The 24,168-nt window shown below is 66.1% G+C and carries 27 protein-coding genes and 1 tRNA gene; 14 read left to right on the top strand and 14 right to left on the bottom strand.

The window, feature by feature from the left end:
• Positions 1-48 precede the first annotated feature (48 nt).
• Positions 49-438: a response regulator gene (locus tag L8F97_RS03610; RefSeq protein ID WP_242146605.1), complete on the top strand. Its 390-nt coding sequence runs from the start codon at positions 49-51 to the stop codon at positions 436-438.
• A 103-nt stretch (positions 439-541) separates the two neighbouring features.
• On the opposite strand, the gene L8F97_RS03605 is transcribed toward L8F97_RS03610, so the two are convergent.
• Positions 542-1,375, bottom strand: a complete 834-nt coding sequence (locus L8F97_RS03605) for a methyltransferase domain-containing protein (protein ID WP_242146604.1) — start codon at positions 1,373-1,375, stop codon at positions 542-544.
• 42 nt (positions 1,376-1,417) lie between these two features.
• On the opposite strand from L8F97_RS03605, the gene L8F97_RS03600 reads away from it, so the two are divergent.
• The 5 genes from L8F97_RS03600 to L8F97_RS03580 all read left to right on the top strand — a co-directional run bounded on the left by L8F97_RS03600 (position 1,418) and on the right by L8F97_RS03580 (position 3,829).
• Positions 1,418-2,143 (top strand): ComF family protein, encoded by a 726-nt coding sequence (locus L8F97_RS03600; RefSeq protein WP_242146603.1) that lies wholly within the window; start codon positions 1,418-1,420, stop codon positions 2,141-2,143.
• Positions 2,144-2,178: 35 nt separating this feature from the next.
• Complete coding sequence (grxC, locus tag L8F97_RS03595) at positions 2,179-2,436, top strand: glutaredoxin 3 (RefSeq protein WP_242146602.1); 258 nt, start codon at positions 2,179-2,181, stop codon at positions 2,434-2,436.
• On the top strand, positions 2,433-3,254 hold the full coding sequence (locus L8F97_RS03590; protein WP_242146601.1) for a carbon-nitrogen hydrolase family protein: 822 nt from the start codon (positions 2,433-2,435) through the stop codon (positions 3,252-3,254). The genes grxC and L8F97_RS03590 overlap by 4 nt, the downstream gene beginning before the upstream one ends.
• Positions 3,251-3,703: a DUF1178 family protein gene (locus L8F97_RS03585; RefSeq protein ID WP_242146600.1), complete on the top strand. Its 453-nt coding sequence runs from the start codon at positions 3,251-3,253 to the stop codon at positions 3,701-3,703. Before L8F97_RS03590 ends, L8F97_RS03585 begins: the two co-directional genes overlap by 4 nt.
• A gap of 49 nt (positions 3,704-3,752) precedes the next feature.
• A tRNA-Arg gene (locus L8F97_RS03580) sits at positions 3,753-3,829 on the top strand.
• A gap of 72 nt (positions 3,830-3,901) precedes the next feature.
• Here the strand turns inward: L8F97_RS03580 and L8F97_RS03575 are convergent.
• Positions 3,902-4,177: an SWIB/MDM2 domain-containing protein gene (locus tag L8F97_RS03575; protein WP_242146599.1), complete on the bottom strand. Its 276-nt coding sequence runs from the start codon at positions 4,175-4,177 to the stop codon at positions 3,902-3,904.
• A gap of 350 nt (positions 4,178-4,527) precedes the next feature.
• Here L8F97_RS03575 and folE point away from each other — a divergent pair, with 350 nt between their 5' ends.
• Genes folE through L8F97_RS03560 form a run of 3 tightly spaced genes read left to right on the top strand, consistent with a single transcriptional unit; the run spans position 4,528 to position 6,303 of the window.
• A complete protein-coding gene (gene folE, locus L8F97_RS03570; protein ID WP_242146598.1) occupies positions 4,528-5,148 on the top strand; it encodes a GTP cyclohydrolase I FolE in 621 nt (206 codons plus the stop codon).
• 5 nt (positions 5,149-5,153) lie between these two features.
• Positions 5,154-5,918, top strand: a complete 765-nt coding sequence (locus tag L8F97_RS03565; protein ID WP_313931891.1) for an SDR family oxidoreductase — start codon at positions 5,154-5,156, stop codon at positions 5,916-5,918.
• Positions 5,911-6,303: a dihydroneopterin aldolase gene (locus tag L8F97_RS03560; RefSeq protein ID WP_242146597.1), complete on the top strand. Its 393-nt coding sequence runs from the start codon at positions 5,911-5,913 to the stop codon at positions 6,301-6,303. Before L8F97_RS03565 ends, L8F97_RS03560 begins: the two co-directional genes overlap by 8 nt.
• A 39-nt stretch (positions 6,304-6,342) precedes the next feature.
• On the opposite strand, the gene leuA is transcribed toward L8F97_RS03560, so the two are convergent.
• The gene (leuA, locus tag L8F97_RS03555; RefSeq protein WP_242146596.1) at positions 6,343-8,004 is read right to left on the bottom strand and encodes a 2-isopropylmalate synthase; all 1,662 of its coding nucleotides are present in this window, start codon (positions 8,002-8,004) and stop codon (positions 6,343-6,345) included.
• Between the two features lie 259 nt (positions 8,005-8,263).
• On the opposite strand from leuA, the gene L8F97_RS03550 reads away from it, so the two are divergent.
• Positions 8,264-8,662 (top strand): BLUF domain-containing protein, encoded by a 399-nt coding sequence (locus L8F97_RS03550; RefSeq protein ID WP_242146595.1) that lies wholly within the window; start codon positions 8,264-8,266, stop codon positions 8,660-8,662.
• On the opposite strand, the gene L8F97_RS03545 is transcribed toward L8F97_RS03550, so the two are convergent.
• The 6 genes from L8F97_RS03545 to miaA form a co-directional block, all read right to left on the bottom strand.
• Entirely contained in the window at positions 8,650-9,276 is a 627-nt protein-coding gene (locus L8F97_RS03545; RefSeq protein ID WP_242146594.1) for a TMEM175 family protein, read from the bottom strand. The two genes, L8F97_RS03550 and L8F97_RS03545, sit on opposite strands and share 13 nt — an antisense overlap.
• On the bottom strand, positions 9,276-9,902 hold the full coding sequence (locus L8F97_RS03540; protein ID WP_242146593.1) for a YceI family protein: 627 nt from the start codon (positions 9,900-9,902) through the stop codon (positions 9,276-9,278). The genes L8F97_RS03545 and L8F97_RS03540 overlap by 1 nt, the downstream gene beginning before the upstream one ends.
• Positions 9,903-10,075: 173 nt before the next feature.
• Entirely contained in the window at positions 10,076-11,095 is a 1,020-nt protein-coding gene (ilvC, locus tag L8F97_RS03535; protein ID WP_242146592.1) for a ketol-acid reductoisomerase, read from the bottom strand.
• A gap of 105 nt (positions 11,096-11,200) precedes the next feature.
• Positions 11,201-11,716 carry an acetolactate synthase small subunit gene (gene ilvN / locus L8F97_RS03530; RefSeq protein WP_242146591.1) on the bottom strand — a complete coding sequence of 172 codons (516 nt, stop codon included), beginning with the start codon at positions 11,714-11,716 and terminating at the stop codon, positions 11,201-11,203.
• Between the two features lie 8 nt (positions 11,717-11,724).
• Positions 11,725-13,482: an acetolactate synthase 3 large subunit gene (locus L8F97_RS03525; RefSeq protein WP_242146590.1), complete on the bottom strand. Its 1,758-nt coding sequence runs from the start codon at positions 13,480-13,482 to the stop codon at positions 11,725-11,727.
• A gap of 77 nt (positions 13,483-13,559) precedes the next feature.
• Complete coding sequence (miaA, locus tag L8F97_RS03520; RefSeq protein WP_242146589.1) at positions 13,560-14,507, bottom strand: tRNA (adenosine(37)-N6)-dimethylallyltransferase MiaA; 948 nt, start codon at positions 14,505-14,507, stop codon at positions 13,560-13,562.
• On the opposite strand from miaA, the gene serB reads away from it, so the two are divergent.
• Positions 14,500-15,381 (top strand): phosphoserine phosphatase SerB, encoded by an 882-nt coding sequence (gene serB / locus L8F97_RS03515; RefSeq protein WP_242146588.1) that lies wholly within the window; start codon positions 14,500-14,502, stop codon positions 15,379-15,381. The two genes, miaA and serB, sit on opposite strands and share 8 nt — an antisense overlap.
• Before the next feature lie 100 nt (positions 15,382-15,481).
• Here serB and L8F97_RS03510 read toward each other — a convergent pair whose 3' ends face one another.
• Complete coding sequence (locus L8F97_RS03510; protein ID WP_242146587.1) at positions 15,482-16,651, bottom strand: SPOR domain-containing protein; 1,170 nt, start codon at positions 16,649-16,651, stop codon at positions 15,482-15,484.
• Between the two features lie 173 nt (positions 16,652-16,824).
• Between L8F97_RS03510 and L8F97_RS03505 the strand changes: the two genes are divergently transcribed.
• From L8F97_RS03505 to L8F97_RS03495, 3 genes are read left to right on the top strand one after another with little or no spacing between them, the layout of a single operon-like run.
• Entirely contained in the window at positions 16,825-17,538 is a 714-nt protein-coding gene (locus tag L8F97_RS03505; protein WP_242146586.1) for a ParA family protein, read from the top strand.
• A gap of 1 nt (position 17,539) precedes the next feature.
• Entirely contained in the window at positions 17,540-17,980 is a 441-nt protein-coding gene (locus L8F97_RS03500) for a hypothetical protein (protein ID WP_242146585.1), read from the top strand.
• The gene (locus L8F97_RS03495) at positions 17,977-19,269 is read left to right on the top strand and encodes an SPOR domain-containing protein (RefSeq protein WP_242146584.1); all 1,293 of its coding nucleotides are present in this window, start codon (positions 17,977-17,979) and stop codon (positions 19,267-19,269) included. The genes L8F97_RS03500 and L8F97_RS03495 overlap by 4 nt, the downstream gene beginning before the upstream one ends.
• A gap of 110 nt (positions 19,270-19,379) precedes the next feature.
• Here the strand turns inward: L8F97_RS03495 and L8F97_RS03490 are convergent, their stop codons facing one another.
• The 4 genes from L8F97_RS03490 to L8F97_RS03475 form a co-directional block, all read right to left on the bottom strand.
• The gene (locus tag L8F97_RS03490) at positions 19,380-20,606 is read right to left on the bottom strand and encodes a dihydroorotase (RefSeq protein ID WP_242146583.1); all 1,227 of its coding nucleotides are present in this window, start codon (positions 20,604-20,606) and stop codon (positions 19,380-19,382) included.
• The gene (locus L8F97_RS03485; protein WP_242147148.1) at positions 20,603-21,586 is read right to left on the bottom strand and encodes an aspartate carbamoyltransferase catalytic subunit; all 984 of its coding nucleotides are present in this window, start codon (positions 21,584-21,586) and stop codon (positions 20,603-20,605) included. The genes L8F97_RS03490 and L8F97_RS03485 overlap by 4 nt, the downstream gene beginning before the upstream one ends.
• Before the next feature lie 704 nt (positions 21,587-22,290).
• Entirely contained in the window at positions 22,291-23,835 is a 1,545-nt protein-coding gene (locus tag L8F97_RS03480; protein WP_242146582.1) for a methyl-accepting chemotaxis protein, read from the bottom strand.
• Positions 23,832-24,125 (bottom strand): hypothetical protein, encoded by a 294-nt coding sequence (locus L8F97_RS03475; protein WP_242146581.1) that lies wholly within the window; start codon positions 24,123-24,125, stop codon positions 23,832-23,834. The genes L8F97_RS03480 and L8F97_RS03475 overlap by 4 nt, the downstream gene beginning before the upstream one ends.
• Positions 24,126-24,168 lie beyond the last annotated feature (43 nt).

Genomic DNA, 24,168 nt, shown 5'->3' with positions numbered 1-24,168 from the left:
TGGCATGAAACGTGAGCAAATCTTGACGGTCTTCGCCGGCCACCGGCCATGAAGATCCTGTTCATCGAAGACGATGCGATGAATCGTCGGGTCGTGAATGATATGCTTGATGTGGCTGGCGCCACCATGATCGGAGCCGAAAGCGCCGAGATCGGACTGGGCCTGATTGATGAGAGTGATTTCGACATCGTGCTGCTCGACCTTCGGATGCCGGGCATGGACGGTTTGACCGCGCTTGGCCATATTCGCGCACGCGGCGACGCTAAGGCAGATCTGCCGGTAATCGTAATCACTGCCGACACCGCGATCGACTTGCGCGAACGCTGCATCGCGGCTGGCGCGGACGAGGTGCTGTTCAAGCCCGTCGCGATGGATTCACTGTTCGATGCGATCGGTCGCATGCTCGCCAAAGGCGCTGGCGAAGGCATGATCGGCTGACGTTCGGGAGCTGATGCGACGGTCTGAAGTCGTCTTCCAGCGCCTTTGAATTGCCTGCTTGTATACGGCCCGCGCTCCTGATCGTGGCGTTTATCAGCGTTGCTTAAGCGTCCGGTATCTTCAGCGCCGCCGCCAGCGAGGCCGTGGCGCTGCCACGTCGCGCGGGCTGTGGCTGCGATGGCGCGGGTGCCCAGCCGGTCATGAAAATGATTTCGAAACGCTCAGGTACGCGTCCATCCGCATCGGCAAGGTCCGCGAACGCTTGATAAGCCATGGCCAGCGTATCGCGGCGTAACGGCCGCCGCCCGACCATCGCGTTGCTGGCGCCCATGCCGCGCAGATCCCGCAACAAGCCGCCGAGATCCCCGTACCGCACATTGAGTGTTTCGCTGTCCGCTACCGGCAGCGCGAAGCCGGCCCGCATCAGCAGATCGCCGGCCGAGCGCACGTCAATTTGCGGGTGTAAGCGCGCCGCTGGCCGGTCGCCTTCTGCCACACGTAACGCGGCGCGGAGCGTGGCGAGAGACCCTGCGCCGACGAACGCCGCGAGGAACAGCCCGTCGGGTCGGAGTGCGCGCCGCGCCTGGATCAGTGCGCCCGGGAGATCGTTTACGCTATCCAGCACGCCTGCCGATACGATCAGGTCGAAGCTCGCCTCCGCGAACGGCAGGGCATCCTCCTCGGCAACGATCCCGCCTGCCGCCGCCGCGAAGCGTGGACCGGCGTCGCAGCGCGTAATCGACCTATCGGGCATGAAGCCTGCGTCAAAACAACCGAGGTCGAGAACGTCGGCAAAGCTGCGCTTCACACTGTCGAGGCGCTCCTGGATGCCGTCCAGCATGACCGCGCGCACGAAGTCATGGCCAGCAAAGCCGGGTGCTGCGCGGTCACGGTGCTGACGCCGGGCGGCGCGATCGAAGATATCGGGTACGCTCACGCTGCGGCTTGTGCCGGTTCGCCGCGCACGCGACAAGGGGCTGTGTCACGGCTTGCTGCACCTTTGCGTTTCGTTGCCGGTCTTGCGCTGCCGCCACGCTGCCCGGGGTGCGGGGCGGTGACCGGGGCGGATCACCGGTTCTGCGCCACCTGCTGGGGTGATCTTCGTTTCCTCGCGCCGCCGTGGTGCGCAGGGTGCCAGACGCCCTTCGAGCATGATTATGGCGTTTCCGAACAGTGCGCCAACTGTCTAGCCGAACCGCCTGTCCACGCCGGCGTGTTCGCGGCGGTTGCCTATGGCAAGGTCGCACGCACGCTGGCGCTACGCCTGAAATATGGCGGCCGTATCGCCTTCGCGGAAACGGTTGCGCGGCAGATGGCGCGGCTGGTGCCGGCGGGGGCGGACCTGCTCCTGCCGGTGCCTCTGCACCGCTGGCGGCTTTGGTCGCGCGGTTTCAACCAGGCGGCGCTGATCGCGGACGCGCTGGCGAAGACGATGCAGATCGAGGCCGATCCGATGCTGCTACGGCGCGTACGCGCCACGCCGATGCTGCGAGGTCTGGGGGTGAAAGGACGCGCCCGGGCGGTCCATGGCGCGTTTGCCGTGGACAAGCCTGAACGGGTGGCGGGGCGGGCGGTCGTGCTGATCGATGACATCTACACCACCGGCGCCACGACCGATGCATGCGTCGACGCATTGCTATCGGCGGGTGCCGCTTCGGTGGCCATTCTGTGCTGGGCGCGGGTGATCGATTCGGATGCTGCATGATTGACAAGCGGTGACTGACTGCACACGTTAAACCTATGGCAAAGACACAAATTTATACCAAGGCGTTCTGCCCCTATTGCTCGCGCGCGATGCGGTTGCTTGCGTCGAAGGGCGTCGAGGTGGAAGAGTTTGACATCACCATGGGCGGCCCCAAGCGCGCCGAGATGTTAGGCCGCTCTAACGGTCGCACCACGGTGCCACAGATCTTCATCGGTGATACGCACGTCGGCGGATCCGACGACCTCGCCGCGCTGGAAGCCGCCGGCAAGCTGGACGTGCTGCTCGCGGCATGAAGATCGCGCTGCTCCAGATGACGAGCGGGGTCGATCCGCTTGCCAATGCACGCACCATCGTCGACGCGGCGGCGGAAGCGGCGCGAAGCGGGGCGGCGATGCTGTTCACGCCGGAAATGTCCGGCCTGATCGATCAAAACCGCAAACGCGCTGCCGCTTCGCTCCACGCGGAAGGTGATGATCCGGTGCTGGCAGCGACCCGCACGGCGGCGAGGGAACATGGCATTTGGGTGCACCTCGGCTCGCTTGCGGTACACGGCAATGATGGCAGGCTGGCGAACCGCGCCTTCGTGATCGATGACGCCGGTGAGGTCCGGGCGCGTTACGATAAGCTACATTTATTCGACGTCGACCTGCCAAGTGGTGAAAGCTGGCGTGAATCCGCTGCTTACGCTCCGGGTGCCAATGCGGTGGTGGTCGATACACCGGTCGGCGCACTCGGTCTGTCGATCTGCTACGATCTGCGCTTTGCCGCGCTGTTCGCGGCGCTGAGCGATGCCGGCGCGACGGTGCTGGCGACGCCGGCCGCGTTCACGCGGCCGACCGGTGCGGCGCATTGGCATATCCTTCAGCGCGCGCGTGCGATCGAGTCGGCTGCCTATGTCGTTTCCGCTGCGCAGACCGGCACGCATGAGGATGGCCGCGCAACGTACGGCCATTCGGTGGTGATCGACCCGTGGGGCACGGTGCTGCTCGACATGGGTGAGGCTGCCGGACTCGGGTTTGCTGACATAGACCCGGCACGGATCGCCGATGTGCGCGCACGCGTACCGGTGATCGCGCACCGCCGACCCATCCCCGAAGTGTCGACCACATGATCGTCTTTGACCTGCGCTGTTCGCAGGCGCACGTCTTCGAGGCATGGTTCGGATCGAGCGCTGCTTATCAGGAGCAGCGCGAGCGTGGCCTGCTGTCTTGCCCGTTTTGCGGGGACGGCGATGTGGTCAAAGCCGTTATGGCGCCGAACGTAGCGGCTAAGGGCAACACCCGCCCCGCCGCTTCTGCGATGACCGATGCACCGCCAGACCCGGCAACGATCAAGGCGGCGATGCGCGCAATGGCAGCAGCGCAAGCAAAGGCGCTGGCCGGTTCCGAATGGGTCGGCACGGCTTTCCCGGAACGGGCGCGGGCAATGCATGCCGGTGAGCTGCCGGCGGGGCCGATCCACGGCCAAACGTCGCTGGCAGAAGCCAAATCCTTGATCGACGAAGGCGTCGCGGTCGCGCCGCTTCCCTTTCCGGTTCTGCCGCCCGAGACGATCAACTGATCGACACGCTTGAGCGCGCGAGCGCGGCAGGTTAGGGGGAGGGCAGCGTGGTTCCGTAGCTCAGCCGGATAGAGCGCCACATTCCTAATGTGGGCGTCGGGGGTTCGAGTCCCTCCGGGACCACCAATTCCGCCCCGTGTAGCGACTGCCCTTGGTACTGCGGGGCGTCAGCCATGAGCCGGCGCCCCGTCGGGCCGTTCAGGCCTTCATGTGACCGGCGAGATGTTTGTTCATCTCGAACATCGTCACCCGATCCTTGCCGAAGATCTTCTTGAGATTCTCGTCCGCGACGATCTCGCGCTTGTTCTCCGGGTTCTGGAGATCGTGTTTCTTGATATATTCCCAGACCTTGCTGATGACTTCGCTGCGCGGAAGCCGATCGCTGCCGACGATCTTCGCCAGATCTTCCGAAGGCTGGATCGGCGCGTGGATGCCGCCGGTTTTTGGCGCTGCTGCGGTTTCGGTCTTTGCCATTCTTTGGTCCTTCCTGCTGTGTCGTTCTTCGCGACATCGGTTGCGCGCTGGCGCGCAGCGTGGGTGCGCTTGTGCGCCGCCTTTGGTTCGATGTCGCGCGTCCTGACCGCTATGGCCCGTGTCGTTACGGAAGCGGGCCGGGGCGCGCTCGATAAAGAGAGACGCCGGGGGTTGCAAATTCTGATCGCTCAGGCGGCTTGATCTCAGGTGAGCCGCGCCGCAAGAACCCTATCTGCCCGCCACCATTGCGGAGCCAGCAGGCAGACCGTATCTGCTCTGGACGTCGCAGATAATCGCGCCCAAGCGTCGGGCGCGCGTCGCACCGTGAAGCTAATCACTGAGGATGTGCAATGAACCAACGATCGGGCACCGCAACATCCGGAGATCTGATCGGCGACGACGGCAAGATCGTCGTTCCGGACGATGTCGCCGACGCGGTGCGGACGCTCATCCGTTGGACCGGTGACGATCCCGCGCGCGAGGGGCTACTCGATACGCCCAACCGCGTTGCCCGCGCCTGGCGGGAATATTGTGCCGGGTACGAGGACGATCCAGCCTATCACCTCTCGCGCGTTTTCGAAGAGGTTGGCGGCTATGACGAGATCGTGCTGCTGAAAGACATTCCGTTCCAGTCGCATTGCGAACATCACATGGCACCCATCATCGGCAAGGCGCACATCGCCTATCTGCCGAAAAACCACGTCGTCGGCATCTCGAAACTGGCGCGCGTGCTGCATGCCTTCGCGCGGCGCCTGCAAGTGCAGGAGCGGCTTACCGCCGAGGTAGCGGACTGCATCTGGGACAATCTCGCGCCGGTCGGCGTGGCCGTCGTGATTGAGGCGAGCCATGCCTGCATGACGGCACGCGGCGTGCGTACGCCCGGCGTGTCGATGACGACAAGCCGCATGATGGGCGTGTTCCGCGATGACGACCGCAGCCGGAAGGAAGTGCTCGCGCTGATGGGGCTTTGATCCGCGTGCGACGTACCGTTCTCGTCACCGGCGCGGCGCGTCGGATTGGCGCGGAGATCGCCAGAACCCTGGCGGATGCAGGACACCGGGTCGTCGTCCACCATTTCCACTCGGCCGAGGATGCCGAAGCACTGGTGAGCGATCTGCGCGCCGGCGGCGCGGACGCGTGGTTGATCCACGGCGACATTTCGGTCGATGCCGACCGGGTGTTCGCGGACGCGCGCGCGGCGGCGGGGGGGATTGTCGATGGGCTGGTGAACTGCGCATCGCTGTTCGACTTCGACCGGCCGCCGCACGAGAAGCCGGATCTGTTCGCGACGATGATCCAGACCAACCTTGCCGGGCCCATCGCGTTGGCGACGGCGCTGGCGCGGCAGGACGGGATCGCGGATGGCGCGATCGTCAACGTGCTCGATCAGAAGATTGCTAACCTTAACCCGGACTTCTTCTCCTACTCACTCAGCAAGACTGCGCTCGACAGTGCGACGGTGATGCTCGCACAGGCGCTCGCCCCGCGCGTGCGCGTCAATGCGGTGTCGCCTGGGCTGACGATGGTCAGCCACGACCAGAGCGCGGACGAGTTCGAGGCGGTAGCGCGTGACAATCTGCTGCGCCGCCCCGTTTCAGCAGAGGATATCGCCGGCACCGTGGCATGGCTTCTGATGTGCGGCGGCATCACCGGACAGAACATCTTCGTGGATTGCGGGCAGCGGTTCATCACCCGCGACAGCGATGTGATGTTCGCGACCCGGGAGCGTGCGCTTGACTGATTTTCGCGATCTGGACGACCCCGCCGCAGGTCGGGCGAGTTACATCACGTTGCTCGACACGCTGGATATTTCCGTGGGCCTGGGCATCCATCCGGCGGAACGCGCCGGGCCGCAGCGCGTGTTGGTCAGCGTGTGGCTGTACTGCGATTACGGTGAAGCCCCCCCGGCCGACCGGATCGACGCAGTGGTCGATTACGATTTCCTGCGCACCGGCATCCACGCGCTCGCCGGCTCACGCCATTTTGAGTTGCAGGAGACGTTGTGTGAGGCGATCGCCGCATTAGCGATGACCGATCGTCGCGTGGTCGGGGTGCGGGTGCGAACTGTGAAGGCGGACATCTACCCCGATGCGCGGATCGGCTGCGAAATCCTTCGGCGGCGGTGACGGCTACCCTCCCCAAGTGAGGCGGGTAGCCGCGATCGCTTACACCCGGTTCGCCGCCGACAGCACCGCTCGAACAGAGGCAGTGGCGATATCCTCGTCGATGCCAACACCCCAAACCGTCCGCCCTTCGACGGTGCGGCACTCGACATAGGCGGCGGCGCGCACGTCCGACCCCTTGCCGATCGCGTGTTCGACGTAATCGGCCACTTCAAGGTTCACACCAAAGCCATCGGCGAGCGCGGCGGTTACGCTAGAGATCAGGCCGTTGCCGCGCCCGCTCACCGAATGATGCTCGCCAGCCACTTCGATATCGCCGACGAAGATGCGCTCGTTGGCCGGTCCCCGCGTTTCGTCATACGCGCCAAGCACGAACCGGTCGCCGGACTTGGCGAGATAGGTCCGCTCGAACGCGCCCCAGATATCGGCGGCGTTCAGTTCGCGGCTGGTTTCGTCCGCCAGCGCCTGAACGTAACGGCTGAAATCCGCCTGCAAGCGCTTGGGCAGCTTCAGCCCCTTGTCCTGCTCGATCACCCAGGCGACGCCGCCCTTGCCGGATTGCGAGTTGACGCGGATCACCGCTTCGTAGCTGCGGCCTAGATCGGCGGGATCGATCGGCAGATACGGCACCTCCCACAGCGGATCGTTCTTGGCTTCTTGCGCGGCGAGACCCTTCTTGATCGCGTCCTGATGGCTGCCTGAAAAGGCGGTGAACACCAGATCGCCGGCATAGGGCGTGCGCGGATGCACCGGCAGTTGCGTGCAATAGTTCACCGTGTTGACGATCTCGTCGATGTCCGACAGGTCGAGGCCCGGCGACAGGCCTTGCGTGTACATGTTGAGCGCGACCGTCACGAGATCGCAATTGCCGGTCCGTTCGCCATTGCCGAGCAGACAGCCCTCGACCCGGTCCGCCCCCGCCATCAGCCCGAGTTCCGCCGCAGCGACCCCGGTGCCACGATCGTTGTGCGTATGCAGGCTGATTGCGATCGAATCACGGTTGCGGATGTTCTTGCCGAACCATTCGATCTGATCGGCATAGACGTTGGGCGTCGCCGCCTCGACCGTGGCGGGCAGGTTGAGGATCAGCTTGTGGTCGGGGGTAGGGCGCAACACCTCCATCACCGCCTCACAAACCTCGACCGAGAAATCGAGTTCGGCGGTGGAGAACGTCTCTGGGCTGTATTCGAAAAACCAGTCGGTGTCGGGCTGCGCGGCGGCGCAGTCGCGCAGGATTTTCGCACCCTCGATCGCGATTGCGCGGATCTCGTCGCGCGTCATGCCGAATACGATCTTGCGCCAAGCCGGGCTGACCGCATTGTAGAGGTGGACGATAGCCTTGGGCGCACCGCGCAGGGACTCAAAGCTTTTCTCGATCAGGTCGCGGCGCGACTGCGTCAGCACCTGCACCGTCACATCGTCCGGGATGCGGCTGGTCTGCACCAGGCCGGAGATGAAATCGAACTCGGTCGCGCCCGCGCTCGGAAAGCCGACCTCGATCTCCTTCATGCCGACCTTGCAGAGCAGATCGAACATCCGCGTCTTCTTCTCGGCATCCATCGGGTCGATCAGCGCTTGATTGCCGTCGCGCAGATCGGTCGACAGCCAGCGCGGCGCATGGGTGATCGTGCGCGAAGGCCATTCGCGATTGGGCAGATCGATCTGCGGGAAGGGGCGGTATTTGGTCGAAGGATCGCGCAGCATGGGCGTATCTCGCTTGCTGAAGGGTGGGGAACTCGGTCTTGCCCTCAGGCGCGTCGTGCGTCGGCAAAGCCGCGCAACGGGACGGTCGCGCCTAAGGGCGCGTAAGTCGAAGCAGCAGGCCGGTCCCGATCGTCATCCTTGCTAGCGATAGCGTCGCGTTACGCGGTTTGTCCAGCCTGATCGGCGCAATAAATCCCCTGGTGTTAACCATTCGCTCAAACACCGTCGATAAATCCTCTCAAGACAAGGAGATGCACCGATGTTGCAGTTGATTTACATCAGTACCGCCACACCGGCGATGCGCGAACCGGAACTCACGCGCATCCTGTCGGCATCGCGCCGCAACAATGCGCGTGACGGGATCAGCGGACTGTTGTTCTTCAACGGCCGACGTTTCCTGCAAGCGCTCGAAGGACCGGCGGCGGTGGTCGAGACGGCGATCGCGCGGATCAAGGCGGACGATCGCCACGCCGCGGTCGTCACGCTGTCACGCCGTGAAGTCGATACCCGCGAGTTTGGCGACTGGGCGATGGCGTCGCTCGGTGCGGGCGAGGCGGCGGGACAGGCGGCGATCGACCGCGTCGATGCGCTCACTATCGACGCGTCGCCCAGCGTCCGCGCGCAATTCACCAGCTTCGCGCGGCTTCAGTCCGCCTGACGGCCTGAGAACCAGCCGTCGACACGGCTCTGCGGCAGGAACCACAGCAACGCCACGACGGCTGCGCAGCCGATGCCCAGCCAAGGCGACACGAACGTCAGCGGGATGCCGAGCGCATAGATCAGCGAGGCGGCGATCCCCTTTCGATTGCTGGCGGTGTAAAATCGCGAGGCGGCGACGCCGCGGAGACCAGTGCGGCGGATCGTCGCCTGTAGCCACGTATAGCACAGTGCCGGGAACAACATCGTCGCGAGATACAGCCACGTCGCCTCGCGATTGAAATGATGCTCGCCGAGATACGACGTCGAGAACGGCACCAGCGACAGCGCGAACAGCAGCAGCATGTTCGACCAGACCAGCCCATTGGTGACATGCGTGGCGTGGCTGAACAGCCGGTGGTGGTTGACCCAGTAGATCGCCACGTATGCGTAGCTCAGCACATAGGCGAGGAACACCGGCCACAACGTCCACAGCTTCGCCATCCCTTCCGAGATCGGCGGGTGCAATTCCAGCACCATGATCGTGACGATGATGGCGATCACGCCGTCCGAGAATGCCTCGACCCGGCCGACGCCGGGCCGGCCTTCGACTTCCTCGGACGGCGTTTCGGTCATTATTGCAGTTCGAACGCGGCGTTGATGACGAGCACAGTCCGGTCGGACACCAAGGGCACGTACTTGGTCACGCCGAACTCGGAACGGTTGAACGAAAGCCGGCCGAGGAACCCGATCGACGGCTTCTTGCTCATCGGGTTGGTCGCCGCGCCGAAGAAGCGTGCGTCGATTACGGCGGGCTTGGTGACGCCGTGCAGCGTGAGCTGGCCCTCGATGCGTGCGGCGTCGGGGCCGAGCGCGGTCACCTTGGTCGAGCGGAAGGTCGCGGTCGGATACTTGCCGGCGTCGAGCCAGTCGGCGCTCTTGAGTTCCTCGACCAGCTTGCCGCTGGTGGTCTGCACGCTGTCGACGGGGATCGAGACGCTAAGCGTGGTGGCGTCAAGATGGGCCGGGTCCAGCTTCATCGAGCCGCTTGCGCCCGAGAACCAGCCGGCGAAGGGCGAGATGCCCATGTGGCTGACGCTGAACGCGACCTGGGTATGGCCCGACTCGACCGCATAGGTGCCGGCCTTGACGTCAGTGGGTGCACCGGCACCGTGCAGCATGTCGGGGCGGTGCATCTGCGCGGTCAGTGGCACCGCGACGGCGGCGGCGGCAAGCGAGGCGGCAAGAATGAAACGGCGCATCACGAAGGTCTCCTGTTGAGGTGCGCGAGCCTTGGGCGAGCGGAACGTGCCCGTCAAAGCCAGAGTCCGCAACCGATCGTTTCGCAGGTACCCCGTTTGTGGCGATTGCGCCGCTGCCCGCAGGCTTCACAATCGAAGCGCCGGGTCGCCACGACGGCGACCCGGCGCGGAGATCAGTTCTTCGCCTTGTCGACCAGTGCGTTGGCGCCGATCCACGGCATCATCGCGCGCAGCTTGGCACCGGTCTCCTCGATCGGATGTCGCTGCGCCGCGCCGCGTGCCGCCTTCAGTTCTGGCTGACCAGCGCGGTTGTCGAGCACGAAATCCTTGACGAAGCGACCCGACTGGATGTCGGCGAGCACGCGCTTCATTTCCTTCTTGGTCTCGTCGGTGATGATGCGCGGGCCGGTCTTGATGTCACCATATTCGGCGGTGTTCGAGATCGAGTAGCGCATGTTGGCGATGCCACCTTCGTACATCAGATCGACGATCAGCTTGAGTTCGTGGAGGCACTCGAAATACGCCATTTCCGGCGCATAGCCCGCCTCGACCAAGGTCTCGAACCCGGCCTGCACCAGCGCGGTGGTGCCGCCGCACAGCACGGCTTGTTCGCCGAACAGATCGGTTTCGCATTCCTCGCGGAAGTTGGTCTCGATGATGCCCGAGCGCCCGCCGCCGACGCCCGATGCATAGGCGAGGCCGATGTCGTGCGCGTTGCCGCTCTTGTCCTGGTGGATCGCGATCAGGCACGGCACGCCGCCGCCGCGCACATATTCGCTGCGCACGGTGTGGCCCGGGCCCTTGGGCGCGATCATGATGACGTCGAGATCCTCGCGCGGCTCGATCAGGCCGAAGTGGATGTTGAGGCCGTGCGCGAACGCGATCGTCGCGCCCTGCTTGAGGTTGGCGTGGAGGTCATTCGTATAGATCGCGGCCTGATGCTCGTCGGGCGCGAGGATCATGGTGATGTCGGCCCAGGCAGCGGCTTCGGCGGTGGTCATCACTTTGAAGCCGGCGTCGGTCGCCTTCTTGGCGGTGGCGGAACCCTCGCGCAGCGCGATCGCGACTTCCTTGACGCCCGAATCGCGCAGGTTTTGCGCATGGGCGTGGCCCTGCGAACCATAGCCGACGATCGCGATCTTTTTGTCGCTGATGAGGTTCAGATCGGCGTCGCGATCGTAATAGACACGCATGTTCAGTCCCTTTGCTTCAAGATCGTCATGCCGGCCGGGCAGCGCGCCCGACCGTCGATCCCGGCGTACACCGGGGAGACGAGGGTGGTTGTTCGGTAGAATGGATCAGGCGGCCTCGCGCCCGCGCGAGATCGCGACGATGCCGGTGCGCGCGACCTCGATCAGGCCGACTTCCGCCATCAGCTCGACGAACTTGTCGATCTTGGCGATCCCGCCGGTCACTTCGAAGACGAAGCTGGAGATCGTGGCATCGACCACCCGCGCGCGGTACACTTCGGCGAGGCGCAACGCCTCGATGCGCTGGTCGCCGGTGCCGATCACCTTGATGAGCGCAAGTTCACGCTCGACGTGATTGCCCTCGGCGGTCAGGTCGCGGACCTTGTGCACCGGCACCAGCCGATCGAGCTGCGCCACGATCTGTTCGAGCACCGGCGGGCTGGCCGACGTCACGATGGTGATGCGACTGACCGACTTGTCGTCGGTAATCTCGGAAACCGTCAGGCTCTCGATATTATAGCCGCGCGCGGTGAACAGGCCGGCGATCCGGGCGAGAATGCCCGGCTCGTTATCGACGATCACCGCGAGCGTGTGCCGTTCGGCGATCTGCTGCTGGATGTGCATGTCGTCTCTCACACCAGTGCCCTCGCGCTGTCGTCCATCTCGCCCGACACTTCGCTCGAATAGAGCAGCATGTCGGTATGCGCGGCCCCGCTCGGGATCATCGGGAAGCAGTTGGTGAGCTGTGCTATCCGGCAATCGACGATTACCGGCCCGTCATGGGCGAGCATGTCGGCGATGCCGCTCTCCAACTGGTCCGGCCCTTCGATCAGGATACCCTTCCAGCCATATGCCTCACCCAATTTGACGAAATCGGGCAGGGCATCCGAATAGCTTTCCGAATAGCGGCTTGAGTAGGTCAGCTCCTGCCACTGGCGGACCATCCCCATATACTGGTTGTTGAGGATGAAGATCTTGACCGGCAACCGGTATTGCGTGGCGGTGGCAAGCTCCTGAATGTTCATCTGGATCGAGGCTTCGCCGGCAATGTCGATCACCAGCGCACCCGGATTGCCGAGTTGCGCGCCGATCGCGGCCGGCAGGCCGTAGCCCATCGTGCCGAGGCCACCACTGGTCAGCCACTTGTTGGGTGCCTCGAAATCAAAGTGCTGCGCCGCCCACATCTGATGTTGGCCGACTTCGGTGGTGATGATCGGGTTGCGCGCACGCGTCGCTTCCCACAATGCACGCACGGCACGCTGCGGCATGATCTCCTCGATCGAGGGCGGGTACGACAGGCTCTTCACCGCGCGCCATTCCGCGATCCGTTCCCACCACGCGGTCAGATCGGGTTTGGGATGCTGACGCGCCTTGAACACGCGCACCATATCCTCGAGAGCACGGCCGACATCGGCGACGATCGGCAGATCGACCCGAACGTTCTTGTTGATCGACGAACGATCGATATCGACATGAACCTTGCGGCTGTTGGGGCTGAATGCATCGAGCCGTCCGGTCACCCGGTCATCGAAGCGCGCGCCGAGGCAGACGATCAGATCGGCCTGATGCATGGCGTGATTGGCCTCGTAGGTGCCGTGCATGCCGAGCATCCCCAGCCACTCCGGCGCGGAAGCCGGCAGCGCGCCCAGACCCATCAGCGTCGAGGTAACGGGCGCGCCGGTGATCCGCACAAGCTCGCGCAGCAATTGGCTCGCCTGCGGCCCTGCGTTGATGATGCCGCCGCCTGTGTACAGCACCGGCCGTTCCGCCGCCGCCAGCATGTCGACCGCCTGCTCAATCAACGCCTGATCGGCCTTCACCTGCGGGCGATACGTCTTGTGGACGATCGTGGAGGGCACCGGCCCGGTGCGGGTATAGCGCGCAGAGGCGACCTGCACGTCCTTGGGGATATCGACCACCACCGGGCCGGGCCGCCCGGAGGTGGCGATATGGAACGCCTCTTTCACCGTATCCGCGAGCTTGGCGGGGTCCTTCACCAGATAGTTGTGCTTCGAACAGTGGCGCGTGATGCCGACGGTATCAGCCTCCTGAAACGCGTCGGTGCCGATCAGCGTGGTCGGCACCTGACCGGTCAGGACCACCATCGGGATCGAATCCATCAGCGCATCGGTGATGCCGGTGACGGCGTTGGTCGCGCCCGGCCCCGAGGTGACCAGCACCACGCCGGGTTTTCCGGTCGAGCGGGCGTAACCCTCGGCCGCGTGCGTCGCCGCCTGTTCGTGGCGGACCAGGATGTGCCTGATCTTCCCCGAACGGAACATCGCGTCGTAGATCGGCAGCACCGCGCCACCGGGATAGCCGAATACGACGTCCACGCCGAGATCGCACAGCGTCTCGATCAGGATGTCGGCTCCACTTTTCTCTGTCACGGCAGGTCTCCTTGCGCGGCACCGCATAGCAGTATCGGAGCGGCGCTGCTAACCGCATGAAACATTCGCGTCAACCGTTACATGCGTAACAAAGTTGCTATTAGCGGCAGTTGCTGGATTGTTTCTGTCTCGTCGATGCGCAGCCATGTGGCGGGCGGCTGATTTCGGAACCACGTATATTGCCGCTTGGCGTATTGGCGGGTGGCGGTCGCGCCCGCTTCGGCGGCGGCACGGGCATCGATCTCACCCGCGATCAGCCGCGCGATCTCGGTCACGCCAATCGCACGTCGCACAGGCGCTTGTGGCGGGATCTCTGTCCGCGCGAGCAACGCGGCGACTTCATCGATTCCCTCGTGCGCGATCATCTCGAAGCGGGCGTCGATCCGCGCGTGCAGCCATGCGCGGTCGGGCAGCAGCACCAGCGCGGCGACGTCGATCCGCGCTCCGATCCCGCCGGTCGTTGCCGCGCGCCAGTCCGCGATCGAACGGCCGGTCGATCGCACCACCTCCAGTGCGCGGCCGACGCGGGTGGTGTCGGCGGGGTTGAGCTCAGCCGCCATCACTGGGTCGAGCAGCGCCAGCTGCGCGTGATTCCGCGTCGCCGGCATCGCGCGCACCTCCTCGCGAACCGCTGGGTCGATCGGGGGGATTGGCGCGATCCCGTCGAGCAAGGTGCGCAGGTACAGTCCGGTGCCGCCGACCAAGATCGGCAGCTTGCCCGCTTGGTGCGCCGTGTCGATCTCCGCTGCTGCCTCCTCCGCCCAGCGTGGCGCGGAATAGTCGGCATCAGCGCCGTCGACATGGCCGAACAGCCGGTGCGGCGCGCGGGCTTCCTCCGCGATCGATGGGCGCGCGGAAACGACACGCAGGTCGGCATAAACCTGCGCGCTATCCGCGTTGATGACGACACCGTCGTGCCGTTCTGCCAAGGCGAGCGCGAGCGCGGACTTGCCGCTTGCGGTCGGCCCTGTAATGAGCGCGACCTTGGGGCGTGACGGGCCGGGCAGGGGATTAGAGATGTTCATCGCGACGCTGATAGCACCGGGTGCGCTCGTGGCAGGTCATATTTCGGAAGGCCGCGACCGGCTCAACGCGGCGGGCTGCGCGAGCGCGGGCGGCGGCTGGATCGACGAAGGCGCGGCGATCGATCTAGCCTTTGCGATTTCGCCCGATGCGGCACGCGCCGCTCTGGAGGGCGCGTTCGCGGGCGTCGATGTGGTGGTGCAGGCGGCGGAGGGGCGGCGCAAGCGGTTGATCGTCGCCGACATGGATTCGACGATGATTACGGTCGAATGTATCGACGAACTCGCCGATTACGCCGGCATAAAGCCGCAGATCGCCGCCGTCACCGAAGCGGCGATGCGGGGTGAACTCGATTTTGAATCCGCGCTCGATGCGCGTGTGGCGCTGCTCGCGGGGCTGGACGAGGCCGTGATCCAGCGTTGCCTTGACGAGCGCGTGACGATCATGCCCGGTGCCGAGGCGTTGGTGAAGACGATGCGCGGCTGGGGTGCGACGGCGGTCCTCGTGTCGGGCGGCTTCACCCGCTTCGCCGAGCCGGTCGCCGCGAAGATCGGCTTCCACCGGGCGATTGCCAACCGGCTCGAGATCGCGGACGGCATGCTCAGCGGCGCCGTCACCAAGCCGATCGTCGGCGCGCAGACCAAGCTCGACACGCTGCGCGGCGCGATCGCGGAACTGGGCCTTCCGGCGGAGGCGACTCTGGCGGTGGGTGACGGCGCCAACGATCTCGCGATGATCGGCGCGGCCGGGCTGGGCGTTGCCTATCACGCCAAGCCGATCGTCGCGGCGGCGGCGGCGGCGCGGATCGACCACAATGATCTCACCGCGCTGCTCTATGCCCAGGGCGTGCCGCGCGCCGAGTGGGTGACTGCCTGACCGTTCGGTAAGCCAACCCGCACCGCACGTGCCGAGACGGAGCGGGCGCGAAGCGGCGCACGACGGGTCCAAACGACGCCGATCACACGGGGAGCGACCTTTACGGCGCGACCGGTACGCAGCTCGAGCGCGCCGCCGCACACGCGCGCGATGCCGCCGCACCCGATGCAAGCGGCCCCGCCTGAAGCCGCGTCACACCGCCGCTCTTGACGTAGAACGGCTGCAATCCGGTGAGCCGCCCCTGGAGCGACCGCCACATCGTCCGCGCATTGTCATCATCCCGGAACGCGCCGAGCTGGATCCGCCAACGCCCGGTACTGGCCAGCGATGGTGCCGCAGCCCGGGCGGGCGCGGTGCGGCGCGGCGGTGGCGCAGCACGATCCCGCGTCGCAGGCGGTACATGGCGATCCTGCGATGGGGCCGCCTGATCGCGCGGCGGCGCATCCGGCTCGTCGGCCGGGTCGATCGACGGGCCAGGCGCGGGGCGGGTATCGCGCACTGGCGGCGTCGCGTAGCCCGGCGACGGACGGCTGTACCCGGCACCGGGCCGGGCGTCTCGCTCCGGCCTTGGCGTTGTGACTATCGGCGAGCGGCCAGCGTTGGGATCGTATGACGACGGCGGCAGATCGGCGCCGCGCATCGCGGTTTGCGCACCGACGTTGGCGATTTCCGGCGGCAGTTGCGGGCGTTGGGCATCCGCCTCGTACTGCCGAGACAACGCCATGCCCCGCTGACGATCCTCGGCGGAGAGATACTGATCCATCTGCGCCTGCACCTGCGGCGCGCGGGCCTGCCCCTGCGCTGCCGAACGCAGGATCAGCGCATATGCGCGCGGCCAGTCCTTCGGCACGTTGTCGCCATTGAACAGCATCGTGCCGAGCACCAGCTGCGCGCGCGGCTCGCCCCGCTTTGCGGAGCCTTCGAGCCATTGCACCGCGTCGGCGCGCTTGTTCTCGTCGAACAGGATCAGCCCGTAATTGTCCTGCGCCTGCTGGTGGCCCTGCAACGCGGCCTTGCGATACCAGCTTTCCGCCATCGGCATGTCGACCGGCACACCGCGGCCGAGCTTGTACGCCTGCGCGAGGTTGAACTGCGCATCGGCATCGCCCCGAATCGCGAGCGGTCGCCATTCATCGATCGCCTTGCGGTAATCGCCCCGGCTCCATGCATCGACGCCCGCCTTGACGTCGGCAAAGGCTGGCGTCGAGAGGATCATGCCGCCCCCTAAGGCGCCCACCGTCGCCGCGATCATCAAAAGCCCGTGCTTCATACGCTTCAAACCCTTCGCCCCCGCTCGCGCGAGATAAAGCCGAGTTCGCGTAAATAGGCAAAGATTTCGTTAGCCACATGTCCTGAAAACAGGCTGCCTGAAGTCCTGTTAACTGCTTCTTGACCCATCTCGGGGCATAAGCACCGTCCTACAGGCGGGAGTTCAAGGGGCACATGCGCGTTCTCGCGATGGCATCACAAAAAGGCGGGTCGGGGAAGACCACGCTGTCGGGGCATCTAGCGGTCCAAGCCGAACGCGCCGGGGCAGGGCCCGTGGTACTGATCGACATCGATCCGCAAGGATCGTTGTCGGACTGGTGGAACGATCGCAACGCCGAGACGCCGTCGTTTGCGCAGACCACGGTCGCGCGGCTCGCCGCCGACCTTGAGGCATTGCGCCAACAGGGCTTCAAGCTCGCGATGATCGACACGCCGCCCGCCATCACCATGGCGATCCAGAGCGTGATCGCGGTCGCCGAACTGATCGTCATCCCGACGCGCCCCAGCCCGCACGATCTGCGCGCGGTCGGCGCGACGGTCGACCTGTGCGAGCGTGCCGGCAAGCCACTGATCTTCGTCGTCAACGGTGCCACGCCCAAAGCGCGCATCACGACCGAGGCCACGCTCGCGCTGGCGCAGCACGGCACGGTCGCACCCGTCATCGTGCATCATCGCACCGATTTCGCCGCCTCGATGATTGATGGTCGAACCGTCATGGAACTCGACGCACGCAGCCGTTCGACCGGCGAGGTCGAGGCGCTGTGGACCTATGTGTCCGACCGCTTGGAAAAGAACTTCCGCCGCACCGTGTTCGCGGCACCCGCGTCGACCAGCGCTTTCGCGCAGCGGCCGACCGGCGGCGGCTTTGGCCGTCGGGTGGTGAGCTGAGATGAACGACGGCCCTGCCCGGCATGGTTCGCTCTCCTCCGGGCTACTCGCCCGCAAGGGACAGGCGCGCCCGGCGATGCGCCCGCAGACGGCGGCACTTGAGCCCGAGGACGATCTCGGCTGGAACGACATGGGCGGGCCGGCTCCCGAGGAGGCGCTGCCGCCGGTGCTGCTCCAGCAGCAGGCGTTGCGCGCAGAGTTCCCGGGCGAGGAACCCGAAGGCGACCTTTCCGCCATCAAGACGCGTGCCGCCTTCACGCTCCGGCTCGATGCCGAACGCCATTTACGCCTGCGGCTCGCCGCGACGGTCGCGGGCGTGTCGGCGCAGACGCTGATGACGCGCGCACTCGATCAATTTTTGCAAACCATTCCTGAAGTCGAGGCGCTGGCGACGCAATTGCCAGCCCGGCCAAGGCGATCATCCGTGGGAAACGTTCGATGAAGAAACGGTTAGCCGTATCGTTGGGATTGTCCGCACTGCTGCTCGGCGGCACGCTGGCGGGGGGAGCGTTCGCCGGTGGCCAATCATTGTCGGGCGACGCGCGCAAGGCGATTGCGGAAGCCGGCAAGGCGCGCGCGCTGATCGCGCAGGGCAAGGGCGCTGCCGCCGTCGGCCATGCCGAACGCGCCGCGCTTGCCGCGCCCGAGTCGGCGGATTTCCGAATGCTGCTCGGGCAAAGCTATTTGAAAGCCGGGCGCTTTGCCTCTGCACGCGATACCTTCGCCGACACGCTGGCGCTGGATGCCGGCAATGGCAAAGCCGCGCTCAATCTCGCACTAATGCAGATCGCCACAGGCGACTGGGGTGCCGCGCGGAAAACGCTCGATGCGCACGCCGCCAGCATTTCCGTCAGCGATCGTGGCCTTGCCGTCGCACTGGCGGGCGATCCGTCGGCGGCGGTCGATCTGCTCGCCGCGGCTGCGCGTGTCGACCCCGCCGGGGTCAAGACCCGGCAGAACCTTGCGCTCAGCCTCGCGCTTGCGGGCCGCTGGACGGAGGCACGGCAGATCGCCGGCCTCGATCTCGCACCGGGCGATGCCGACAAACGGATTCTCGAATGGGCGGCGTTCGCGCGTCCCAAGGCTGCCTCGGATCAGATCGCGACGCTGCTTGGCGTCACGGCGGTGCGCGACAAGGGGCGCCCCGCCGCGCTCGCGCTGAACGCGACCACCGCTTCGGTCTCGGTGGCGAACGCCACACCTGCCGCGCCGGCCCCGGCAGCGGTTGTGCCTGCGCCGGTCGACATCGCCACCACCGCGCCGGCCCCTGCCGTACCGGGGGCAACGGCGGTTCCGTCGCTCGACACCGGCGTACAGTTCGCGGCGCGTCAGGAAGTCGTGCAGCCGCTGCCGGCATCCAAAGCCCTCGGTCGAACGGCCGTTGCCAGGAACGCAGTCGCCGTCGCGGACGAGGCTTCCCCCGCGGCGCTCGCCAGCGGCAGGTTCTACGTTCAGCTTGGCGCGTATGACAGCGCCGGCGTGGCCCGCGACGCGTGGAAGCGCGCGGCTCGCACCTTCCCGAGCTTCTCCGGTCACGAGCCGCAGGGTGCCAGCATCAAGACCGCGGCGGGCAGCTTCTATCGCCTCTCAGTCGGCGGCTACACGCGGACCGATGCGGTAAAACTCTGCCTCGCCTACCGGGCGAGCGGCGGCCGCTGCTTTGTGCGCGCAAACGCGGGCGATCAGGTGGCGAGCTGGATCAAGCCCGGTCAGCAACTGGCGTCACGCTAGGCGCTGCGAGGACTTAGCGCAGCAGCGCCGTTTGATCGGACGGCGAACCGGCGGTGTTTTCTAAAGCCGTGCCATGCGAGAGCGTGGTACGGCGCGGTGAGCCGCGCGGATTACACCAGCACCGCTCCGCCCTTGAACAGGCGCAGCACTTTGCCCTGCACGGGCAGGCCATCGAAGGGCGTGTTGCCGGCCTTCGCCGCCATCTGATCCGAGTCGATCCGCCACGGTGCATGTTCGTCGAGCAACACCAGATCGGCGGGTGCGCCCGCCGTCAACGTGCCGGTTGGCACACCCAAAACCTTGGCGGGGTTCCGCGCGAGCATCGCGAACAGCCGGTCGATCGTCACCACCTCATCGCGCACCAGCCCAAGCGCGAGCGCAAGCAACGTCTCCGCGCCGGCGACGCCGGGCGCAGAGTCGGCGAAGGGCAGGCGCTTCTCCTCCGGCCCCTGCGGGTCGTGGCCCGAACACAGCACGTCGACCGTCCCATCCGCCACCGCCAGCTGTGCGGCGCGGCGATCATTTTCCGAGCGCAGTGGCGGCGACAGACGCGCGAAGGTTCGGAAGTCGCTCATCGCGATATCTGACAGGAACAGATGTGCGGGCGTGATCCCGCATGTCACGCGTACGCCGCGCCGTTTGGCGGCTCGCACAAGATCGAAGCCGGCCGCCGTCGTCACCTGACGGATGTGCAGCGCCGCTCCGGTTTCTTCCGTCAGCATTAGGTCGCGCGCGATGGCGAGCGGCTCGGCGATGGCAGGTGCGGCGGGCAAGCCCATCCGCGTCGCGGTCTCGCCCGCAGTCGCCACGGCCACGCCGACGATGCCGGCATCTTCCGCATGTGCGATCACGGTGAGGCCAAGGTCGCCGGCATAGGCCAGTACCTTCCGCATCACGCCCGAATCCGCGATCCAGCCCGCCCCGGTGCCGACCGCGCGCGCACCTGCTTCGCGGTTGATCGCCATTTCGGCAAGATCTTTGCCGGCCAGCCCGCGCGTGGCGGCGGCGATCGGGTGGATCCACAGGTCCGGCCGGCCGATCAGCGCCGCGCGCTGGACGAGGCCGGGATTGTCGAGCACCGGCCGCTGGTCCGGCATCAACCCGACACGGACGATCCCGCCCTTATGGAACGCGGGCAGATCGATCGCGAACACGCCGAGGTCGACGATCGCGGGGGCGAGCAGCTTGCCCTTGCAGTCGATTGTCTCTGCGCCCTCGGGCACCGCGAAGGTGCCGGTCGCGGCGATGCGGTCGCCCGCGATCAGAACGCCGCCCTTCCATATGCCCGCATCCGGGCAGACCAGCGTCGCGTTCAGCAAGGCAATCGTGCGGGTCATGCCCAACCCTCCACACCGCGCGACCGTCTGGTCAGCACGTCGAGGCACGCCATCCGCACCGCCACGCCCATCTCGACCTGTTCGGTGATCGCGGACTGTTGGGGGTGATCCGCTACACCCGAATCGATCTCGACCCCTCGGTTCATCGGCCCCGGGTGCATCACCAGCGCGCCAGGCGCACGCTCGAGCCGGCCGGGGGTCAGGCCGTAGCGCAGGTTGAACTCGCTGTTCGAGGGGATGAAGCCACCGGTCATCCGCTCGTTCTGGAGGCGCAGCATCATCACCACGTCCGCCCCCTCCAGCGCGTGATCGAAATCGGTGTACGGCGTCACGCCCATTCGCTCGATATCCGCGGGCATCAGCGTGGAGGGCGCACAGACCCGTACCCGCGCGGCAAGCGCGGTCAGCGCGAGGATGTTCGACCGCGCGACCCGGCTGTGCAGGATGTCGCCGCAGATCACCACCGTCTGCCCGGCGATGCTCCCCCGCCGCCGTCGGATCGTCAGCGCGTCGAGCAGCGCCTGCGTGGGGTGTTCGTGCTGCCCGTCGCCCGCGTTCAGCACCGGGCAATCGACCTTGCCCGCGATCAGCCGCACCGCGCCCGAAGACATGTGCCGTATCACGATAACGTCGGCGCGCATCGCGTTCAGCGTCATCGCCGTGTCGATCAGCGTCTCGCCCTTCTTCACGCTCGATTGCGCGGCGTGCATGTTGACGACATCCGCGCCGAGCCGCTTGCCGGCGATCTCGAAGCTCAGCAGCGTGCGCGTGCTGTTCTCGAAGAAGGCGTTGATCTGGGTGACGCCCTCCAGCCTTTTGTCGCTCTTAGCGCGACTGCGGTTGGCCTCGATCCATTGCTCCGATTCGTCGAGCAGGAACATGATCTCGTGCGGCTGTAGGCCATCGATACCGGTGAGGTGGCGATGCGGGAAGACAGCGCTTCCGGCGATCTGCGAAGCGGGGCGGTGGTCGGATTGCATCAAAGCTGCGGCCTAACGGCGGCGGGGCAGGCGCGCAAGCGGTGGCGGCGGTACTCGCCGCGTCGCGAATAGAGCGTGCGTGTGTAACCCCCCACCGCATCCACAGGCGAGGAGCCACAAATGCTGATTGTAGCTTCGCTGCAACGCAGGCCGTTTCGAGCAAGCGTATTTTTTTGACGATCGGATCGGGTGGTCACTTCCTGTCGTGCGCTGCGACGAGGCATCCGAGCAGCCAAACCTCCATGGTCTCGTGTCGCTCATGCTGGCTCTATAAGCGTCCGTGATCCGCAGCGGTCGGCAAAACGCCAGCTAAGGCCCGGTTCCGACGTTCGTGGCAATCCGCAGCCGAACTTAGGGCAGCGGTCGTTCGCGAACCAAGGTTAACACGAGCCGTTGCGTAGCTTTGCGTTCATCGCCAAACGCCAGCCCACAAAGCTGACCCAGGCAATCAGCGTCAGCGTACAGCAGATCGCGCAGACCAACCCGATCGGACGGCCACTTACTTGCCTCACCGCAGGGCCGATCAACAGCAACACCGCAGCCGGCGATGCCAACGATAAGCGGACAGCCACAGATTCGTTGGTCCAGCGTTCGCCAATCACAGCGGAACCTCTCATCGCTAAGCGTTATTGGGCGATGATAGGAGCGGAGCATTGAGCGATCAACGCCCGCATAGAACATTGCCAGAGAGTATCGCGCCGCCCTCAACCTGCCTTCAATTGCGCGACGAACTGCTCGGTCGCCTGTCGCAGCGCCTGCGCGGTGCTGGAGAGCGTGGTCGCCGCACCGGACACGCGCGAGGATAGCGTTTCGGTGGTGTTCGCCATCGCCGCGACCTCGCTGATCTGGCGGACCATCTGCGTAGCGCCAATCGCCGTGTCGTAAGCGGTCGCTTCGATCAACTTGGCGGTGCCGCGCTGCTCGTCGACGGCGGCGCGGATCGCCTTTGCGGTTTGCGCCAGCGCGCCGACGCGCGCGGCGATGTCGCGCAGCGCGCCGTTGGCGATGTCGGCGCCGCCGGTCACCGATCCGGCGAGACTCCGTATCTCGTCGGTCGCACCCGAGGCCTGGCCGGCGAGTTGCTTCACTTCCTGCGCCACCACCGCGAAGCCACGCCCGGCGTCCCCGACCCGCGCCGCCTCCATCGCCGCGTTGAGCGCGAGCAGGTTGGTACGACCGGCGATATCGCTGATCGAGTCGGCGAAGCCGGCAATCGCGCTGGACCGCTGCGCGAGTGCGATCACTGCCTGATGCCCGGAATCGGAAATCGAGGCGGCATCGCCGCTCAAGCTGGCCTGATGATCGACGGTGCTGGCGATGGCGCCGATCGAGCCGGTGAGATCCTTGATTCGCGCTGCCAGCAACTGGGCGGTTTCCGACGATTGCGACGCGACCAGCGCGGTGTCGGACGTGTCCTTACTTGCACGGCGGGCGAGATCGTTGAGCGCGCGGGCCGAGCCTTCCAGTTCGCCGGACGCCGCGCCAACCGCGCTGACGATGTCCGATATCGAGGCATGGAAGGCGTTGGCGAGGGTGTGCATTTCGCCGCGTCGACGGTCGGCGGCGGCCACCTCCAGAGCTTCGCGACGGCCGCGCTCGGCCGACTCGCGGGCTTCGGCGGCGCGGACGGCGGCTAATGCGGCCTCCGTCTCATGGCTGCGCGCGATCGCTTGGGCGGCAAGCCGCTCGCTTTCGCGCCCCGCCTCTGCCTGGCGAACGAGCAGCGCGCGCAGCTTGACGGTAAGGTAGCTCAGCACCGCGAATTGCAGCCCGACCGCCAACGCGTGGATCAGGACGCGGTCGAGCGCGCCGGTGCCGGTGAACACCCACTCCGGCGCGGCGAATTCGAGCAGGAGGTGGTGCACCGCGATCAAGCCGGACGCGAGGGCGATCGGTTTCCAGTCGCACAGCACGGCAAGCCCGGCGAGCGCGACGAAAAAGAACATGTGCCCGTCCATCTGCCAGGGATGACCGGTGAGCAGATAGACACCGAGCGCGGGCTGGATCGCGGCAAGCGTGCCGACCAGGATGCGCGCGATCTCGTCGTGGCGACGGCGCACGGCCATCCAGGTTGGCGCGACATTTGCGAGTGCCGAAAGAATCACGACGACATGCGTAAGGTCGGAACCCAAGGCCAACCCAACGATGAGTAGGGCGATCGTGCTGGCAAGCCCCGCAACCGCCAAGATTTCCATGCCGCGCATTCGCAACCGGTCGAGCTCGACCACGGCGTCATCGCGCTGGTTCATGCCTGCGCCTGCGCGCCGGCACCGCACACAGCCGGGGGCGCGGCGAGGATCAGCACCGCGCTTGCGGCGAGCACAGCCGACAGCCGCCGCCGTTCGCCCGCCACCACGAGCGAGCCACGCAGCGGTCCGGTCGCGATCAGCGCGGCGCCGCCGAGCAATGCGAGCGGCGCGACCCGGGCGGCCGCGCCCGGGGTAAGCGGGATCAGCAGCATCTTGCCGGTGGCGGGCGGGTAGAACGCGAGTGTCGCCAAGGCTACCAGGACGCCCAGGATCTGAACCCCAACAAGCACGCGCGATGACCACATGCCGCGTTGATACCAAAGTGCGGTTAAC

Source organism: Sphingomonas sp. BAUL-RG-20F-R05-02 (assembly GCF_022662305.1).
Classification (GTDB): domain Bacteria; phylum Pseudomonadota; class Alphaproteobacteria; order Sphingomonadales; family Sphingomonadaceae; genus Sphingomonas.
The sequence above is the reverse complement of the archived record's forward strand: the minus strand, read 5'-3'. Positions and strand labels throughout refer to the sequence as shown.

Coding starts and splice junctions, on each gene's coding strand:
- L8F97_RS03575 (WP_242146599.1), bottom strand. CDS start 4,177: ATGGCAAAGACCGAAACCGCAGCAGCGCCAAAAACCGGCGGCATCCAC.
- L8F97_RS03540 (WP_242146593.1), bottom strand. CDS start 9,902: ATGCGCCGTTTCATTCTTGCCGCCTCGCTTGCCGCCGCCGCCGTCGCG.
- L8F97_RS03510 (WP_242146587.1), bottom strand. CDS start 16,651: ATGAAGCACGGGCTTTTGATGATCGCGGCGACGGTGGGCGCCTTAGGG.
- L8F97_RS03485 (WP_242147148.1), bottom strand. CDS start 21,586: ATGCAATCCGACCACCGCCCCGCTTCGCAGATCGCCGGAAGCGCTGTC.
- L8F97_RS03585 (WP_242146600.1), top strand. CDS start 3,251: ATGATCGTCTTTGACCTGCGCTGTTCGCAGGCGCACGTCTTCGAGGCA.
- L8F97_RS03495 (WP_242146584.1), top strand. CDS start 17,977: ATGAAGAAACGGTTAGCCGTATCGTTGGGATTGTCCGCACTGCTGCTC.
- grxC (WP_242146602.1), top strand. CDS start 2,179: ATGGCAAAGACACAAATTTATACCAAGGCGTTCTGCCCCTATTGCTCG.
- L8F97_RS03505 (WP_242146586.1), top strand. CDS start 16,825: ATGCGCGTTCTCGCGATGGCATCACAAAAAGGCGGGTCGGGGAAGACC.
- ilvN (WP_242146591.1), bottom strand. CDS start 11,716: ATGCACATCCAGCAGCAGATCGCCGAACGGCACACGCTCGCGGTGATC.
- ilvC (WP_242146592.1), bottom strand. CDS start 11,095: ATGCGTGTCTATTACGATCGCGACGCCGATCTGAACCTCATCAGCGAC.
- L8F97_RS03480 (WP_242146582.1), bottom strand. CDS start 23,835: ATGAACCAGCGCGATGACGCCGTGGTCGAGCTCGACCGGTTGCGAATG.
- L8F97_RS03610 (WP_242146605.1), top strand. CDS start 49: ATGAAGATCCTGTTCATCGAAGACGATGCGATGAATCGTCGGGTCGTG.
- L8F97_RS03550 (WP_242146595.1), top strand. CDS start 8,264: ATGTTGCAGTTGATTTACATCAGTACCGCCACACCGGCGATGCGCGAA.
- serB (WP_242146588.1), top strand. CDS start 14,500: ATGTTCATCGCGACGCTGATAGCACCGGGTGCGCTCGTGGCAGGTCAT.
- L8F97_RS03490 (WP_242146583.1), bottom strand. CDS start 20,606: ATGACCCGCACGATTGCCTTGCTGAACGCGACGCTGGTCTGCCCGGAT.
- folE (WP_242146598.1), top strand. CDS start 4,528: ATGAACCAACGATCGGGCACCGCAACATCCGGAGATCTGATCGGCGAC.
- L8F97_RS03500 (WP_242146585.1), top strand. CDS start 17,540: ATGAACGACGGCCCTGCCCGGCATGGTTCGCTCTCCTCCGGGCTACTC.
- leuA (WP_242146596.1), bottom strand. CDS start 8,004: ATGCTGCGCGATCCTTCGACCAAATACCGCCCCTTCCCGCAGATCGAT.
- L8F97_RS03590 (WP_242146601.1), top strand. CDS start 2,433: ATGAAGATCGCGCTGCTCCAGATGACGAGCGGGGTCGATCCGCTTGCC.
- miaA (WP_242146589.1), bottom strand. CDS start 14,507: ATGAACATCTCTAATCCCCTGCCCGGCCCGTCACGCCCCAAGGTCGCG.
- L8F97_RS03545 (WP_242146594.1), bottom strand. CDS start 9,276: ATGACCGAAACGCCGTCCGAGGAAGTCGAAGGCCGGCCCGGCGTCGGC.